Genomic DNA, 15,381 nt, shown 5'->3' on the forward strand with positions numbered 1-15,381 from the left:
GTCCGCGCGCCCCTCAGAGGTAAGTCGATTCCCATGAACCGCACCGGCCGCGCCCTTTCACTGGGCTGCCTGTTGCTCCTTCAGCCCCTGCTCGCGCTCGCACAAGCAGGCGGTAACTCGTTGTTAATCCCAGCGATGGGTCGCTGCACCCTCAATACCCAGCCGCAAGACCTGGAACAGGCACTGGCTGCCTGCCAGAAAGCGTCGGATGAAGGGGATGCCCAAGCGCAATACGAGTTGGGTGAGTTCTACTACGATGGGAATAACGCGCCACGCGATCTCAATAAAGCCCTGAATTACTTCGAAAAAGCCTCGCTGCAAGGCCATGCCCAGGCCCAATTCAAACTCGGCACCATGTTCTTTCACGGCGAGGGCGTACCGGCCAATAATATTCAGGCGTACATCGTTCTGAAGATGGCGGCGGTCAACGGTGCGGAAGAAGCCTTGGATACCGCCGACGAAGTCGCCGAGAAGATGCCGCGCCAGGAACTGGAAGTCGCCACTCAGGTGCTGGGGCAAATCTTCCGTAAATACCTGATGGAATTGCAGAGTGCCGATGGGCGGACGCCGTTCGCGCCGCTTCCCTGACTTCAGTATTGATCTGACGGCCCCTTCGCGAGCAGGCTCGCTCCCACAGTTGATCTATTGTGGGAGCGAGCCTGCTCGCGAAGGGGCGACTCGGTCTTGAAGCCTACTTCTCAGGCATTGGCACCGGAAACGGCATCACATTGCCGACCGTGCCGCGGGCTTCGCTGATTTTCGGTGTACCCAGGCGCTCGACCTCGTCGATGCGCACGATCGAATGCATGGGCACGAAACTGCGCACGACCCCTTCGAACTGGGCCTTGAGCTTCTCCTCGCTCGGGTCTACGACTACCTGTGTGCGCTCGCCAAAGACGAACTCTTCCACTTCCAGGAAGCCCCACAGATCGCTTTGATAGATCTGCTTGGCGTACATTTCGAACACCTGGCCCTGATTGAGGAAAATCACCTTGTAGATTGGAGCTTCACGTTTGGTCATGGCAGGCGAAACACATCGGGGAATAAAAATGAGGGCGCGAACTATAGCATAGCCGCCGGACGCGCAGCGGTAGGAACCTGAGGACATGTTCCCTATAATGCGCGGTTCTTTGAATCACGTGATGACTCTATCCATGGCCAAGAAGCTTTACATCGAAACCCACGGTTGCCAGATGAACGAGTACGACAGCTCGCGCATGGTCGATCTGTTGGGCGAACACCAGGCCCTGGAAGTCACGGCGCGCGCTGAAGACGCCGACGTGATCCTGCTCAACACCTGCTCGATCCGCGAGCGCGCCCAGGACCGCGTCTATTCCCAGCTGGGTCGCTGGCGCGAGCTGAAGCTGGCCAACCCGGACATGGTGATCGCCGTCGGCGGTTGCGTGGCCAGCCAGGAAGGCGCCGCCATTCGCGACCGCGCGCCCTATGTCGACGTGGTATTCGGGCCGCAGACCTTGCACCGCCTGCCGGAAATGATCGACGCCGCGCGCATCACCAAGCTGCCGCAAGTCGACGTCTCGTTCCCCGAAATCGAAAAGTTCGACCACTTGCCCGAGCCACGCATCGACGGCCCGAGCGCCTACGTGTCGGTGATGGAGGGTTGCAGCAAATACTGCACGTTCTGCGTGGTGCCCTACACCCGCGGTGAGGAAGTGAGCCGCCCGTTCGACGACGTGATTGCCGAAATCATTCACCTGGCCGAACACGGCGTGCGTGAAGTGACGCTGCTGGGGCAGAACGTCAACGGCTATCGCGGCAAGACCCACGACGGTCGCCTGGCGGATCTGGCCGAACTGATCCGCGTGGTCGCCGCCGTCGATGGCATCGACCGCATCCGCTACACCACCTCGCACCCGCTGGAATTCTCCGACAGCCTGATCCAGGCCCACGCCGAAGTGCCGGAGCTGGTGAAACACCTGCACCTGCCGGTGCAATCGGGTTCGGACCGCATCCTCGCGGCGATGAAACGCAACCACACGGCGCTGGAATACAAATCCAAACTGCGCAAGTTGCGCGCTGCCGTGCCGGGTATCTGCATCAGTTCGGACTTCATCGTTGGCTTCCCCGGCGAAACCGAGAAAGACTTCGAACAAACCATGAAACTGATTCAGGACGTCGGTTTCGACTTCTCCTATTCGTTCGTCTACAGCCAGCGCCCGGGCACTCCGGCCGCCGACCTGGTCGATGAAACCCCGGAAGAGCTGAAAAAAGAGCGCCTGAACGCCCTGCAACATCGCCTCAACCAGCAGGGCTTTGAAATCAGCCGACAAATGGTCGGTACGACTCAGCGGATTCTTGTAACCGATTATTCCAAGAAAGACCCTGGCGAGCTGCAAGGGCGAACCGAGAATAACCGCATCGTCAACTTCCGCTGTGACAATCCGACCCTGATCGGCCAGTTCGCGGATGTGCACATCGACGCCGCGCAGCCGCACTCGCTGCGGGGCTCGTTGATCCAATAACCCCCGCGCCCTCTATGGGAGCGGGCTTCTGTGGTGAGGGGATTTTGTGGCGAGGGGATTTAGCGAAACGTCGCACCGCCCCGTTGGGTTGCGCAGCGGCCCCAAAAAGATGGGACTGCTACGCAGTCCAGCGGGGATAAATCCCCTCGCCACAAAAGCAAAATTTCTGCACCCGATTTAAGAGCTTTCGCACCCGCGCCACTGGCGCTATCCTTGAATCATCCCAATTGCCCCAGGGCGGCTAAATACGACCTTGAACGCACCCATCGAACCACATCGTTTCATCCTCGAGCCTTTCGAGGCTCGCCGCTTCGCCAATCTGTGCGGGCAGTTCGACGAGCACCTGCGCTTGATCGAGCAGCGCCTGACTATCGAGATCCGCAACCGCGGAAACCAGTTCGAACTGATCGGCGAGCGTAAGCACACCACCTCCGCGGAAAACCTGCTGCGCCGCCTGTACCGGGAAACCAAGGGTACTGAGCTGTCGCCGGACATGGTTCACCTGTTCCTGCAGGAATCGGCCGTCGAAGAGCTGGACAACCATTCGCCCGCCGATGCCTCCGTCGCCCTGCGCACCAAGAAAGGCATGATTCGCCCTCGCGGCTTGAATCAAGTGCGCTACGTGAAGGAAATCCTTGGCAACGACATCAACTTCGGCATCGGTCCGGCCGGTACCGGCAAGACCTACCTGGCCGTCGCCTGCGCAGTGGATGCCCTGGAGCGTGAACAGATCCGGCGTATCCTGCTGGTGCGTCCGGCGGTCGAAGCCGGTGAAAAGCTCGGCTTCCTGCCCGGTGACCTGTCGCAGAAAATCGACCCGTACTTGCGCCCGCTTTATGACGCGCTCTACGAAATGCTCGGTTTCGAACACGTCGCCAAGCTGATCGAGCGCCAGGTGATCGAAGTGGCCCCACTGGCCTACATGCGCGGCCGTACGCTGAACAACAGCTTCATCATCCTCGACGAAAGCCAGAACACCACGGTCGAACAGATGAAAATGTTCCTGACCCGGATCGGTTTCGGCTCCACCGCCGTCATCACCGGTGACATCACCCAGGTCGACTTGCCTAAAGGCACCAAGTCCGGGCTGCACCACGTGATCGAAGTGCTTAAGGATGTTCCGGGTATCAGCTTTACCCATTTCATGCCCAAGGACGTCGTGCGTCATCCGCTGGTGCAGCGCATTGTCGAGGCCTACGAGCGTTTCGAAAATCGTGCCATCGATGAAACGCCAAAGGACAGCCGACGCGATGCTTGAGCTTGATCTGCAAATCGCGACCCAAGCGCCCGCCCCCAGCGAAGCCGAGTTCCGCCAATGGTGCGAACTGGCCTTGCGCCAGCGCAGCGCCGACTCCGAGATGACCATTCGCCTGGTCGACGAAGTCGAAGGCCGCGAACTGAATAACACCTGGCGGCAAAAGGATTACGCCACCAACGTCCTGTCGTTTCCTGCCGATGTGCCGGACGAGTTCCTCGACATCCCGCTGCTGGGCGATCTGGTGATCTGCGTGGCCGTGGTCGAGCGAGAAGCCGCCGAGCAGGGCAAGGAACTCAAGGCCCATTGGGCGCACCTGGTGATTCACGGCTGCTTGCATCTGCTGGGTTACGACCATATAGATGACGACGAAGCCGAAGAGATGGAAGCACTGGAACGAACGTTGCTTGCAGAACTGGGCTATCGCGATCCGTACGCGGACGACGAAACCGATTTATCCCCTACCGAAACAACAAAGGATTCAGAGTAATCGCTATGAGCGAAGATCGATCGAGCAACGGGCAGAAGTCTTGGCTGGGTAAGCTCACCCAGGCTTTTGCCCACGAGCCGAAGAACCGCCAGGAGCTGCTGGAGCTGCTGCGCGATGCACATCAGAACAAACTGCTGGACAGCGAAGCGCTGGCCATCGTCGAAGGCGCTATCCAGGTTGCCGACCTGCAAGTACGGGACATCATGGTCCCGCGCTCACAGATGATCAGCATCAAGGCGACCCAGACACCTCGCGAGTTCCTGCCTGCCGTGGTCGATTCGGCCCACTCCCGCTACCCGGTGATCGGCGAAAGCCACGATGACGTGATGGGCGTGCTGCTGGCCAAGGACTTGTTGCCGTTGATCCTCAGGGAGAACGGCGACAGCTTCAACATCAAGGACCTGCTGCGCCCGGCTACCTTCGTGCCGGAATCCAAACGCCTGAACGTGTTGTTGCGTGAGTTCCGCGCCAACCACAACCACATGGCCATCGTCATTGACGAATACGGCGGCGTGGCAGGCCTGGTGACCATCGAAGACGTGCTGGAACAGATCGTCGGCGACATCGAAGACGAACACGACGTCGAAGAAGACAGCTACATCAAGCCACTGCCCAGCGGCGACTTCCTGATCAAGGCCCTGACGCCGATCGAGAACTTCAATGAGTTCTTCGACAGCGAATTCTCCGACGATGAGTTCGACACCGTGGGTGGCCTGGTGATGAGCGCGTTCGGGCACCTGCCAAAACGCAACGAAATCACCGAAATCGGCGCCTATCGCTTTCGCATCCTGAACGCCGACAGTCGGCGGATTCATTTGCTGCGACTGTCACCTATCGCCCGGTAAAAACCTAAGGATTGAAATGCGCTGGACAACCCGCCCCGGCTGGCCCGGTAACCTGCTGGCCGTGGCGGCCGGTGCAATCACCACCCTGGCCCTGGCGCCATTCGATATCTGGCCACTGGCACTGTTGGCGGTCGGGCTTTTCTATGCCGGCTTGCGTGAACTGAACCCCCGCCAAGCCTTGGGCCGTGGATGGTGTTTCGGCTTCGGCCTGTTTGGCGCCGGCACCAGCTGGATCTATTACAGCATTCATCACTTCGGTGGAGCATCGGTGCTGCTGGCCGGCTTCCTGATGCTGATCTTCACCACGGCAATTGCCTGGTTCTTCGCCCTGCCTGCCTGGATTTGGGCGCGCTGGCTGCGACGCAACGAAGCACCGCTGGCGGACAGCTTGGCATTTGCGGCGCTGTGGGTCGGCCAGGAAGCATTTCGCGGCTGGTTCCTGACCGGATTCCCATGGCTCTACTCCGGCTACAGCCAGCTTGACGGCCCGCTGTCCGGTCTCGCGCCTGTCGGCGGGATGTGGCTGATATCCTTTACCTTGGCCCTGACCGCCGCCTTGATCTACAACGCCATGCGCCTGGTGCGCACCGGACGCAAGGGCTTCATCGCCGCGGGCATTGTGCTGCTCGCTGGCCCGTGGGTTGCCGGCATGGCGCTCAAGCAACACGCCTGGACCAGCCCGTCAGGCGCGCCACTGAGTGTGGCGGCGCTCCAAGGTAATATCGAACAGAGCATGAAGTGGGACCCGGCGCAGCTCAACGCGCAATTGGAGTTGTACCGCGACATGAGCTTCAGTTCGAAACGGGTCGACTTGCTGATCTGGCCGGAAACCGCGGTCCCGGTGCTCAAGGAGTCTGCCCAGGGCTACCTGGACATGATGGGCAAATTTGCCGCCGAACGGGATTCGGCCATGATCACTGGCGTACCGATCCGCGAAATGGTCCATCACGAAAAGCGCTTTTACAACGGCATTACCGTGGTCGGCGAAGGCGATGGCACCTACCTCAAGCAGAAGCTGGTGCCGTTTGGCGAGTACGTGCCTTTGCAGGATGTGCTGCGTGGCCTGATCGCGTTCTTCGACCTGCCCATGTCGGACTTTGCCCGCGGCCCTTCCGACCAGGCCATGCTGCAAGCCAAGGGGTACCAGATTGCGCCCTTCATCTGCTACGAGGTGGTGTATCCAGAGTTCGCCGCCGGCCTTGCCGCGCGAAGCGACCTGCTGCTGACTATCAGTAACGACACCTGGTTCGGCACGTCCATCGGCCCGCTGCAGCATTTGCAGATGGCGCAAATGCGCGCGCTCGAGGCCGGCCGCTGGATGATCCGCGCCACTAACAATGGCGTGACCGGCCTGATCAACCCGTTCGGCCAGATCACCACGCAGATCCCGCAATTCGAACGCGGCATCCTGTACGGTGAAGTGGTGCCCATGCACGACCTCACACCGTACCTGCAATGGCGGTCATGGCCGCTGATCATTGTGTGTGTGCTGTTGTTTGGCTGGGCGTTGATTGCCAGCCGGATGGCCAAGACCGTCTGAATATTTGTGGTGCCTGCAAAAGATCGCAGCCTGCGGCAGCTCCTACAGGGGATTGCATTCCAAATGTTGGAGCTGCCGAAGGCTGCGATCTTTTGATCTTCAGCGGTAGAACATCCAATACCCGATCTGCCCCGCGGCCTCATTCAACAGCTGCCCGCTGCGCCAGATCGCCTTGAACTCGGGCATCCAGCCGCCCAGTGGCTCAGCGTTGTCCACGCTCAAGAATCCCACTGGCGCCGGCACTACTTCAAACCCGGCCTTCTGAAAACTCCAGACCGCTCGCGGCATATGCCAGGCCTGTGTCACCACCGCCACGCGCTTGATGCCTTCAGGCAACAACACCTCGGCGCTGAACGTAGCATTCTCCCAGGTGGTGCGACTGCGCCCTTCCTGCCAACGCACCGCCACGCCAAAATCATCGTGCAATGAGTCCGCCATCAGCTTGGCCTCGGTGGGCGGCGTGCCATAGTGCAAGCCGCCACTGGTCAGGATCGGCAAGCCCGAAGCCTTTGCCAGGCGAGCGGCATAGCGTTCTCGCTCCAGTGCCACCCCGGTGGGTTGATCGCTGCCCCAGGCCAGGTCGCCCCGCTCACGACCGGCTCCCAGCACTACGATCACATCGGCGCGCTGGGCCAGCGTTGCCCATTCGTCGCGTGCCAAGGGTGCCTCACGCTCAAGAAGCCCGGCGCCCCACTGCACCATGACTGGCAGGCTCATCAACCAGAACCCTCCGACGCCCAGGGCGAAGCACCCAGCGGCAAGCCGCGGTCTTGAGCGGCGCCAGCACCAGGCGAGCACCAGCAACAGGATAAGAACGCCGGGCGGCATCAGAAGGTGTTTGACGAAATAGCGAAAAGGCATCAGGCATCTCCTTAAAGATGCCCGAAGCCTAAGTGGGTTGACGCAATGCGACAATAAATACGCAAGGACTATGCTTCAAAATACCGTGGAGCATGGCTCTATACCTTATTTGCACTGCAGGGACCGGACCTTTACCGCGTCTCTGCCAGCTACTTTGTCCTTGAGCCAGATAATTTTGGCTGTGCGTGGTGCGTCGAGTTGCTTCACTGCCTCTGACAAGCATCCGTGTGTCTCACGCTCACTGCGATCGAGGTACGCCTTGACCAATGCAAACTCTGCGGGGCTCAGGCCACGCAACTCCAGCTCCAGTGGACGTTCATCACGCAACCGGCCCGCGGTTTTCGCCGCATCCAGGGCCATTCCAAGACGGTCTATCAGTCTTTCGTACAGCTCCGGTTTTGTAACTTTTTGCCGTGACTCAACCATCCCTCACCTCATTGGAAGATAAGAACTACTCCCCAGTTAGAGCTTAGCTTCCATCGACAAACCGGCTGGACGCCGCGACCAACGGCCCTCGCAGCGGTTTTCACGAGACGCGCGGCAGTAATCAGGGTTTCCCTCGATAGAGTGCGGTCATGTATGCTACGGCGCTTCCTGTAACTCCACTTCCAGCTCCTCTGGGCACCGAAAAACGCCAAATTGGCGTGTTCACCGTCCAGCGTCGCATTGAAGAGGATTAGGCCACCCCTATTCAGTTCAAAAGTAGCCATGCACGAACAATATCAGCCCCGTGAAATCGAAGCCGCCGCCCAGTCATTCTGGGATGAGCAAAAGTCCTTTGAAGTCAGTGAACAGCCAGGCAAGGAGACTTACTACTGCCTGTCGATGTTCCCTTACCCCAGCGGCAAGCTACACATGGGGCACGTGCGCAACTACACCATCGGCGACGTGATTTCCCGCTACCAGCGCATGCAAGGCAAGAACGTCCTGCAACCCATGGGTTGGGACGCCTTTGGCATGCCGGCGGAAAACGCCGCGATGAAGAACAACGTAGCGCCCGCCAAGTGGACCTACGAAAACATCGCCTACATGAAAAGCCAGTTGCGCAGCCTGGGCCTGGCGGTGGACTGGTCGCGCGAAGTGACCACCTGCAAGCCCGATTACTACCGCTGGGAGCAATGGCTGTTCACCCGCCTGTTCGAAAAAGGCGTGATCTACAAAAAGAGCGGCACCGTTAACTGGGACCCGGTCGACCAGACCGTCCTGGCCAACGAGCAAGTGATCGACGGCCGCGGCTGGCGTTCCGGCGCGCTGATCGAAAAGCGCGAAATCCCGATGTACTACTTCAAGATCACCGCCTACGCGGATGAACTGCTGGAGAGCCTCGACGAACTGACTGGCTGGCCTGAGCAGGTCAAGACCATGCAGCGCAACTGGATCGGCAAGTCCCGCGGGATGGAAGTGCAGTTCCCGTACAACGTCGACTCCATCGGCGAAGCCGGCACCCTGAAAGTCTTCACTACGCGTCCGGACACCCTCATGGGTGCGACCTACGTTGCCGTGGCCGCCGAGCACCACCTGGCCACCCTGGCCGCGCAAAACAACCCCGAGCTGCAAGCGTTCATTGCTGAATGCAAGGGCGGCAGCGTTGCTGAAGCCGACGTTGCGACCCAAGAGAAAAAAGGCCTGCCAACCGGCCTGTTCGTCGAGCACCCGTTGACCGGCGAAAAACTGCCAGTATGGGTCGCCAACTATGTGCTGATGCATTACGGCGACGGCGCCGTCATGGCGGTTCCGGCGCACGACGAACGCGATTTCGAGTTCGCCCACAAGTACAACCTGCCGGTTAAGTCCGTGGTTCGCACAAGTGCAGGCGACACCAACCCTGCCCCGTGGCAAGACGCCTACGGCGAGCACGGCACGCTGATCAACTCCGGCGAGTTTGACGGCCTCGACTTCGTCGGCGCCTTCGACGCCATCGAAGTCGCGCTGATCAAGAAAGAACTCGGCGCCTCGCGCACCCAGTTCCGCCTGCGCGACTGGGGCATCAGCCGTCAACGCTACTGGGGCTGCCCGATCCCGATCATCCACTGCACTACCTGCGGTGACGTGCCGGTGCCGGAAGATCAATTGCCCGTCGTACTGCCGGAAGACGTCGTTCCCGATGGCGCCGGTTCGCCACTGGCGCGCATGCCCGAGTTCTACGAGTGCAGCTGCCCGAAATGCGGCCAGCCTGCCAAGCGTGAAACCGACACCATGGACACCTTCGTCGAGTCCTCGTGGTACTACGCCCGCTACGCCTCGCCGCATTTCGAGGGTGGCCTGGTGGAAAAATCCGCAGCCGACCACTGGTTGCCGGTGGATCAGTACATCGGCGGCATCGAACACGCGATCCTGCACCTGCTTTACGCGCGCTTCTTCCACAAACTGATGCGCGACGAAGGCCTGGTCAGCTCCAACGAGCCGTTCAAGAACCTGCTGACCCAGGGCATGGTGATCGCCGAGACCTACTACCGTCGCGAAGCCAACGGCGCCTACACCTGGTTCAACCCGGCGGACGTCGAACTCGAGCGCGACAGCAAGGCCAAAGTCATCAGCGCCAAGCTGATCGCCGACGGCCTGCCGGTGGAAATCGGTGGCACCGAGAAGATGGCCAAGTCGAAGAACAACGGCGTTGACCCACAGTCGATGATCGACCAGTTCGGTGCCGACACCTGCCGCCTGTTCATGATGTTCGCCTCGCCGCCTGACATGAGCGCGGAATGGTCCGATTCCGGGGTAGAAGGTTCGCACCGCTTCCTCAAGCGCGTCTGGCGCCTGGCCCAAGCGCACGTCACCCAGGGCCTGCCGGGCCAACTGGACGTCGCCGGCCTCAACGACGAGCAAAAAGCCATTCGCCGTTCGATCCACCAGGCGATCAAGCAGGCCAGCCACGACGTCGGCCAGAACCACAAGTTCAACACCGCCATCGCCCAGGTGATGACACTGATGAACGTGCTGGAGAAAGCCGCGCAAGGCACCGAGCAGGATCGCGCGCTGGTTCAGGAAGGCCTGGAAACCGTGACACTGCTGCTGGCGCCGATCACCCCGCACATCTGCCACGAGCTGTGGCATCGACTGGGTCACGCCGACCCGGTGATCGATGCCGGCTGGCCTGTGCTGGACGAGAGCGCGCTGGTGCAAGACAGCCTGACGCTGGTTATCCAGGTGAACGGCAAGCTGCGCGGCCAGATCGAAATGCCGGCCAGCGCCACTCGCGAAGAAGTCGAAGCCGCCGCACGGGCCAACGAAAACGTGCTGCGCTTCGTCGATGGTCTGACCATTCGCAAAGTGATCGTGGTGCCCGGAAAACTGGTCAACATCGTCGCCAGCTAATTGGATCAGGCGCCCGGCCGTGCCGGGCGCCGAACAAAACCTTACGGGCCGCTCGATTGGCCCACACGGTTTCAAGGGGAGCAACACAATGATCAAACGCAACTTGCTGGTGATAGGGCTCGCGGTCCTGTTGAGCGCCTGCGGCTTCCAGCTGCGCGGCACCGGCACCACCGACCTGGCGCTCAAGGAACTTGACCTGAGCGCCCGCGACGCCTACGGCGATACCGTGACGCAACTGCGCCAGATGCTGGTGAGCAGCGGCGTCAAGGTCTACAACGGTGCACCGTACAAACTCATCCTGACCGACCAGCAGGAATCCCAGCGCATCCTGAGCTACGCAGGTGCCGGCCGCACTGGCGAATACCAACTGAGCACAGTGCTCAACTATGACATTCGCGGCCAGGGAAACCTGCCCCTGCTCAGCGATAAACTCGAAGTGCAGAAGGTGTTCATCCACGATGGCAACAACCTGGTAGGGTCCGACCAGGAAGCCAGCGATGCCCGCAAGGAAATGCGTCGCGAGCTGGTTCAACGCATGATGTTGCGCCTGCAGCAATTCACCCCGGCCCAACTGGACCAGTTGCAGCAGACTGCCGAAGCCAAGGCCAAGGCGGAAGCCGCGGCACTGGAAGCGGCCCAGAAGGCTGAGGCGAACACGCCACGCCAGTCGCCAATCGATCTGCCTCGGCAGTAAGACTTACGGGGCGCTCTGGCGCCCCGTTTGCCCTCTCTTATGAAGCTCGCTCCCGCCCAACTCGCCAAACACCTGCAAGGCGCCCTTGCGCCGGTCTATGTCATCAGTGGCGATGACCCCTTGCTGTGCCAGGAAGCCGCTGACGCCATCCGCGCGGCCGCCCGCCAACAAGGCTTCGATGAACGCCAGGTGTTCGCCGCCGACGCCAGTTTCGACTGGGGTACCTTGCTGCAAGCCGGTGCCAGCATGTCGCTGTTCGCCGAAAAACGCTTGCTGGAATTGCGCCTGCCTTCCGGAAAACCCGGCGATAAAGGTGCCGCTGCACTCATTGAATACTGCTCGCGCCCGGCCGAAGACACGGTGCTGTTGATCAGCCTGCCGAAGCTCGATGGCAGCGCGCAGAAAACCAAATGGGGCAAGGCGCTGGTCGAAGGCCAGCAGACCCAGTTCGTCCAGATCTGGCCGGTGGATGCCAACCAGTTACCCAGCTGGATCCGTCAACGTTTGTCCCAGGCCGGGCTATCCGCCAGCCAGGACGCCGTCGAGCTGATCGCCGCACGGGTGGAGGGCAACTTGCTGGCCGCCGCCCAGGAAATCGAAAAACTCAAGCTGATGGCCGAAGGCGGCCAGATCAACATCGAAACCGTACAGGCCGCGGTGGCCGACAGTGCGCGCTTCGATGTTTTCGGCTTGACCGACGCCATTCTCAATGGCGAAGCCGCCCATGCGCTGCGTATGCTTGAAGGGCTTCGCGGTGAAGGTGTCGAGCCCCCGGTGATTCTCTGGGCCCTGGCCCGGGAACTGCGCCTGCTGGCTAACATTTCATTGCAATACAGCCAGGGTACGCCACTGGACAAGGCCTTCAGCCAGGCCAAGCCGCCGGTTTGGGACAAACGCAAACCGCTGATGAGCAAAGCCCTGCAGCGTTATTCGGCGCAACGCTGGGCGCAATTGTTGCTCGAAGCCCAGCGCATCGACGCACAGATCAAGGGCCAGGCGGCGGGCTCCCCGTGGATGAGCTTGAGTCGCCTGACGCTGTTGATGGCTGGGCAGAGATTGTCGTTGCCTGCAGAGTAAGGCTTGGCCCCTTCGCTCCTACAGGGAAGGCGTCCGAAAGGTCCTACAGAGTGTAGGGACTAGACAGAACCCCAAATTCGGCCGATGATTTGCCCCGCAAAAACCACTCCACTTGCGAGAACCCATCATGAGCAAAAAGCCATCTAAACATGGCCCCAACAAGGCCAAATCCATCATCGCCCAGCCCTTGTTCCGCAGCCGCCAGGAACGCGCCGGCAAAGGCAAAGGCAGCTACCGCCGCGAAGCCTTCCAGTCTGACAACTGGGAGGCTTCTTACTTTCTGGCGGCCTGAAAGGCAAGCATTCGCTCAACATGTTAAGGTCTGTACCTGATTCGTTTGCCCTGGACCCGTGCATGCCCCTTTGTCTTTCCCGTCGTTGGCAGTTTCGCCAATTGATTGCTGCCTCCAGCCTCATTTTGCTAGTCGCCTGCGCGGAAAAACCCACCGCCGCTGACGCCCAGCCAATTCAGACCCTCCCTGTCGCCACCGCCCCGGCGGTCATCGCGCCCGTGGTTCCGAGCGGCGAAAACCTCGACATCCAGCCAACCCAGACCTTCGCCGAATGGCAGGCAGGTTTTCGCAAGGACGCCCTGGCCGCCGGTATCAGTGCCGAGCTGTTCGACCGCGCCTTCGCCAATGTCAGCTTCGACCCGGCCGTGATCCGTGCCGACCGCAGCCAACCGGAATTCGCAAAACCGGTGTGGGAATACCTCGATGGCGCCCTGTCGCCGCTGCGCGTTCGCAAAGGCCAGGCATTGGTCGACCAGTACGCAGGCATCCTGCAAAGCATCGAACAACGCTACGGCGTCGACCGCCAGGCGCTGGTCGCGGTGTGGGGCATGGAAAGCAACTTCGGCCAGTTCCAGGGCAGCAAGTCGGTGATCAACTCCCTGGCAACCCTGGCCTACGAAGGCCGCCGCCCAGGCTTCGCTCATGCACAATTGATCGCCGCCCTGCAGATCCTCCAGCAAGGCGATATCGAACCCGACAAAATGCTGGGTTCCTGGGCGGGCGCCATGGGCCAGACCCAGTTCATCCCGACCACCTACAACACCCACGCCGTGGACTTTGATGGCGACGGTCGCCGCGATATCTGGGGCAGCGCCACCGACGCCCTGGCGTCGACCGCCCACTACCTGCAAAGCTCCGGCTGGCAAAAAGGCCAGCCGTGGGGCTTCGAAGTGCAATTGCCGGGCAGCTTCAACTACGTTCTCGCCGATGGCTCGATTCGCAAGAGCGTTGCCGAATGGCGGCAAATGGGCGTAGTGCTGCCAAACGGCGGCCAGTTCCCGGCAGGCTCCGAGCAATTGTCCGCGGCGCTGTTGCTGCCAGCAGGCTACCGCGGCCCGGCCTTTCTGGTGCTCGACAACTTCCGCGCGATTCTCAAGTACAACAACTCGTCGTCCTACGCCCTCGCGGTGAGCCTGCTGTCCGAGCGTTTCAATGGCGCAGGGCTGATCAGCGGCACGTGGCCCAAGGATGATCTACCCCTGAGCCGCACCGAACGGATCGAACTGCAAAACCTGCTGAGTGCGCAGAACTACGATGCGGGCACTGCCGACGGGATCATTGGTGCCAATACCCGCAAGGCTATCCGCAGCGCCCAGCAGTCATTTGGCTGGCCGGCGGATGGTTATCCGACGCACAAGTTGCTGGAAGGATTGCGCAACCGCTAAACCCTTCCCTTGCGTAGGAGCGAGCATGCTCGCGATGAACCCGAGAACACCGCGGGGTGTCAGATTTCCCGCATTATCGTTCACGACCATCGCGAGCATGCTCGCTCCTACAAGTACAAGGGCGAAGGGTTTTAGCGCCTGACGACATTCTGTTCCAGAAACAGTTGCTGGTTCCCCGCATCCAGCTTCACCAACGCGCCCATTGGCAGCGTCAGGTTGGGGTTGCAATGTCCGCTGCGCCACCCGGCCAGTACCGGTATGCACAAGGGTTCCAGGGTCTGCCTGAGCAATCGGTCCAGGGCCTGGGCCTCTACCCCCGCTATATCACCCACCAAAACCCCACGCAGCTTGTGCAGCACGCCCGCGAGGCGTAGATGAGTCAGCAGCCGGTCGATGCGGTACAGCGGCTCGTTGATATCTTCGATAAACAGGATGACACCGGCTGCATCGATCTCGTAAGGCGTGCCCATGGTTGCAGCAATCATCGACAGGTTGCCGCCCAGAAGGCGTCCATGGGCGACACCCGGCACGATCGTCGTCAAGGGCCGGCCAACCGGATGGGCAAGCACCATGCCGGCCCTGTACTGGCCCCTGAGCATGTTGAAGAATGAGGACTCGGTCGGCGGTAGCCGCTCACCCAGCAGATCGGCATTGAGCAGCGGGCCATGGAAGGTTACGAAACCCGCATAACGGCTGATCGCCAGGTGTAGCGCGGTAATATCGCTGTAACCGATGAATGGCTTGGCGTTTTGGCGCAGCAGCGGGAAATCGATGCGATCAAGCAACCGCGGCGTACCGTAGCCACCGCGCAGGCAAATGATGGCGTCGACCTCAGGGTCAGTGAACGCGGCGTGCAGGTCATTGAGTCGCACTTCGTCGCTGCCGGCAAGATAGCCTTCCTTTTCGAACACTCCGGGAAATATCCGCAACGAATATCCACGAGCACGCATCCAGGCGATGGCTTTTTTAGTGTCCAGTGCGGCCGGACCTGCAGGCGCGATAACCGCGATCAGGCCTTGCATCGGCAAGGCCGGCACAGGCGTGTGAGGAAGCAGCGTCGGGTCAGGTCTTGCGTTCATCCATGGATCTCCCTGCGTGAAAACATCAAACACACATTAGTCAGGAACGTAGACAAACAGAAGCG

15 protein-coding genes are annotated in these 15,381 nt (G+C 60.7%); 11 read left to right on the top strand and 4 right to left on the bottom strand.

Annotated elements, in window-relative coordinates; translation table 11 throughout:
• Window positions 1–33 precede the first annotated feature (33 nt).
• Complete coding sequence (locus CGA21_RS13800) at window positions 34–588, top strand: tetratricopeptide repeat protein (protein ID WP_020798737.1); 555 nt, start codon at window positions 34–36, stop codon at window positions 586–588.
• Window positions 589–691: 103 nt separating this feature from the next.
• Here CGA21_RS13800 and CGA21_RS13805 read toward each other — a convergent pair whose 3' ends face one another.
• Entirely contained in the window at window positions 692–1,021 is a 330-nt protein-coding gene (locus CGA21_RS13805; protein WP_008066015.1) for a DUF1820 family protein, read from the bottom strand.
• A gap of 133 nt (window positions 1,022–1,154) precedes the next feature.
• Here CGA21_RS13805 and miaB point away from each other — a divergent pair, with 133 nt between their 5' ends.
• The 5 genes from miaB (at window position 1,155) to lnt (ending at window position 6,613) form a co-directional block, all read left to right on the top strand.
• A complete protein-coding gene (gene miaB / locus CGA21_RS13810) occupies window positions 1,155–2,483 on the top strand; it encodes a tRNA (N6-isopentenyl adenosine(37)-C2)-methylthiotransferase MiaB (RefSeq protein WP_177411634.1) in 1,329 nt (442 codons plus the stop codon).
• A 253-nt stretch (window positions 2,484–2,736) separates the two neighbouring features.
• Entirely contained in the window at window positions 2,737–3,741 is a 1,005-nt protein-coding gene (locus tag CGA21_RS13815) for a PhoH family protein (RefSeq protein ID WP_020798740.1), read from the top strand.
• A complete protein-coding gene (ybeY, locus tag CGA21_RS13820) occupies window positions 3,734–4,228 on the top strand; it encodes an rRNA maturation RNase YbeY (RefSeq protein ID WP_188264362.1) in 495 nt (164 codons plus the stop codon). The genes CGA21_RS13815 and ybeY overlap by 8 nt, the downstream gene beginning before the upstream one ends.
• A 5-nt stretch (window positions 4,229–4,233) precedes the next feature.
• A complete protein-coding gene (locus tag CGA21_RS13825; RefSeq protein ID WP_110750924.1) occupies window positions 4,234–5,073 on the top strand; it encodes an HlyC/CorC family transporter in 840 nt (279 codons plus the stop codon).
• A gap of 16 nt (window positions 5,074–5,089) precedes the next feature.
• Window positions 5,090–6,613, top strand: coding sequence for an apolipoprotein N-acyltransferase (lnt, locus tag CGA21_RS13830; RefSeq protein ID WP_188264363.1), 1,524 nt, complete (start codon window positions 5,090–5,092; stop codon window positions 6,611–6,613).
• A gap of 99 nt (window positions 6,614–6,712) precedes the next feature.
• Here the strand turns inward: lnt and CGA21_RS13835 are convergent, their stop codons facing one another.
• Entirely contained in the window at window positions 6,713–7,474 is a 762-nt protein-coding gene (locus tag CGA21_RS13835) for a YdcF family protein (protein ID WP_188264364.1), read from the bottom strand.
• 105 nt (window positions 7,475–7,579) lie between these two features.
• Window positions 7,580–7,900, bottom strand: a complete 321-nt coding sequence (locus CGA21_RS13840) for a hypothetical protein (protein WP_020798745.1) — start codon at window positions 7,898–7,900, stop codon at window positions 7,580–7,582.
• Between the two features lie 282 nt (window positions 7,901–8,182).
• Between CGA21_RS13840 and leuS the strand changes: the two genes are divergently transcribed.
• From leuS to CGA21_RS13865, 5 genes are all read left to right on the top strand, one after another.
• Window positions 8,183–10,789, top strand: coding sequence for a leucine--tRNA ligase (leuS, locus tag CGA21_RS13845; protein WP_020798746.1), 2,607 nt, complete (start codon window positions 8,183–8,185; stop codon window positions 10,787–10,789).
• An 88-nt stretch (window positions 10,790–10,877) separates the two neighbouring features.
• Window positions 10,878–11,483 carry an LPS assembly lipoprotein LptE gene (lptE, locus tag CGA21_RS13850; RefSeq protein WP_110750914.1) on the top strand — a complete coding sequence of 202 codons (606 nt, stop codon included), beginning with the start codon at window positions 10,878–10,880 and terminating at the stop codon, window positions 11,481–11,483.
• A gap of 39 nt (window positions 11,484–11,522) precedes the next feature.
• Complete coding sequence (gene holA, locus CGA21_RS13855) at window positions 11,523–12,560, top strand: DNA polymerase III subunit delta (protein ID WP_188264365.1); 1,038 nt, start codon at window positions 11,523–11,525, stop codon at window positions 12,558–12,560.
• A 127-nt stretch (window positions 12,561–12,687) separates the two neighbouring features.
• A complete protein-coding gene (gene arfA, locus CGA21_RS13860; protein ID WP_008035105.1) occupies window positions 12,688–12,852 on the top strand; it encodes an alternative ribosome rescue factor ArfA in 165 nt (54 codons plus the stop codon).
• A gap of 62 nt (window positions 12,853–12,914) precedes the next feature.
• Entirely contained in the window at window positions 12,915–14,237 is a 1,323-nt protein-coding gene (locus CGA21_RS13865; protein WP_188264366.1) for a lytic murein transglycosylase, read from the top strand.
• A 131-nt stretch (window positions 14,238–14,368) separates the two neighbouring features.
• Here CGA21_RS13865 and CGA21_RS13870 read toward each other — a convergent pair whose 3' ends face one another.
• Entirely contained in the window at window positions 14,369–15,316 is a 948-nt protein-coding gene (locus CGA21_RS13870) for an LD-carboxypeptidase (RefSeq protein WP_110750907.1), read from the bottom strand.
• Window positions 15,317–15,381 lie beyond the last annotated feature (65 nt).

Origin of the sequence: Pseudomonas sp. PSB11, assembly GCF_014596605.1 — a bacterium.
Lineage (GTDB): Bacteria > Pseudomonadota > Gammaproteobacteria > Pseudomonadales > Pseudomonadaceae > Aquipseudomonas > Aquipseudomonas umsongensis.

Excerpts from the sequence above, each read along its gene's own strand:
- CGA21_RS13800 (WP_020798737.1), top strand. The coding sequence starts at position 34 with ATGAACCGCACCGGCCGCGCCCTTTCACTGGGCTGCCTGTTGCTCCTT.
- CGA21_RS13805 (WP_008066015.1), bottom strand. The coding sequence starts at position 1,021 with ATGACCAAACGTGAAGCTCCAATCTACAAGGTGATTTTCCTCAATCAG.
- miaB (WP_177411634.1), top strand. The coding sequence starts at position 1,155 with ATGGCCAAGAAGCTTTACATCGAAACCCACGGTTGCCAGATGAACGAG.
- ybeY (WP_188264362.1), top strand. The coding sequence starts at position 3,734 with ATGCTTGAGCTTGATCTGCAAATCGCGACCCAAGCGCCCGCCCCCAGC.
- CGA21_RS13825 (WP_110750924.1), top strand. The coding sequence starts at position 4,234 with ATGAGCGAAGATCGATCGAGCAACGGGCAGAAGTCTTGGCTGGGTAAG.
- lnt (WP_188264363.1), top strand. The coding sequence starts at position 5,090 with ATGCGCTGGACAACCCGCCCCGGCTGGCCCGGTAACCTGCTGGCCGTG.
- CGA21_RS13835 (WP_188264364.1), bottom strand. The coding sequence starts at position 7,474 with ATGCCTTTTCGCTATTTCGTCAAACACCTTCTGATGCCGCCCGGCGTT.
- CGA21_RS13840 (WP_020798745.1), bottom strand. The coding sequence starts at position 7,900 with ATGGTTGAGTCACGGCAAAAAGTTACAAAACCGGAGCTGTACGAAAGA.
- leuS (WP_020798746.1), top strand. The coding sequence starts at position 8,183 with ATGCACGAACAATATCAGCCCCGTGAAATCGAAGCCGCCGCCCAGTCA.
- lptE (WP_110750914.1), top strand. The coding sequence starts at position 10,878 with ATGATCAAACGCAACTTGCTGGTGATAGGGCTCGCGGTCCTGTTGAGC.
- holA (WP_188264365.1), top strand. The coding sequence starts at position 11,523 with ATGAAGCTCGCTCCCGCCCAACTCGCCAAACACCTGCAAGGCGCCCTT.
- arfA (WP_008035105.1), top strand. The coding sequence starts at position 12,688 with ATGAGCAAAAAGCCATCTAAACATGGCCCCAACAAGGCCAAATCCATC.
- CGA21_RS13865 (WP_188264366.1), top strand. The coding sequence starts at position 12,915 with ATGCCCCTTTGTCTTTCCCGTCGTTGGCAGTTTCGCCAATTGATTGCT.
- CGA21_RS13870 (WP_110750907.1), bottom strand. The coding sequence starts at position 15,316 with ATGAACGCAAGACCTGACCCGACGCTGCTTCCTCACACGCCTGTGCCG.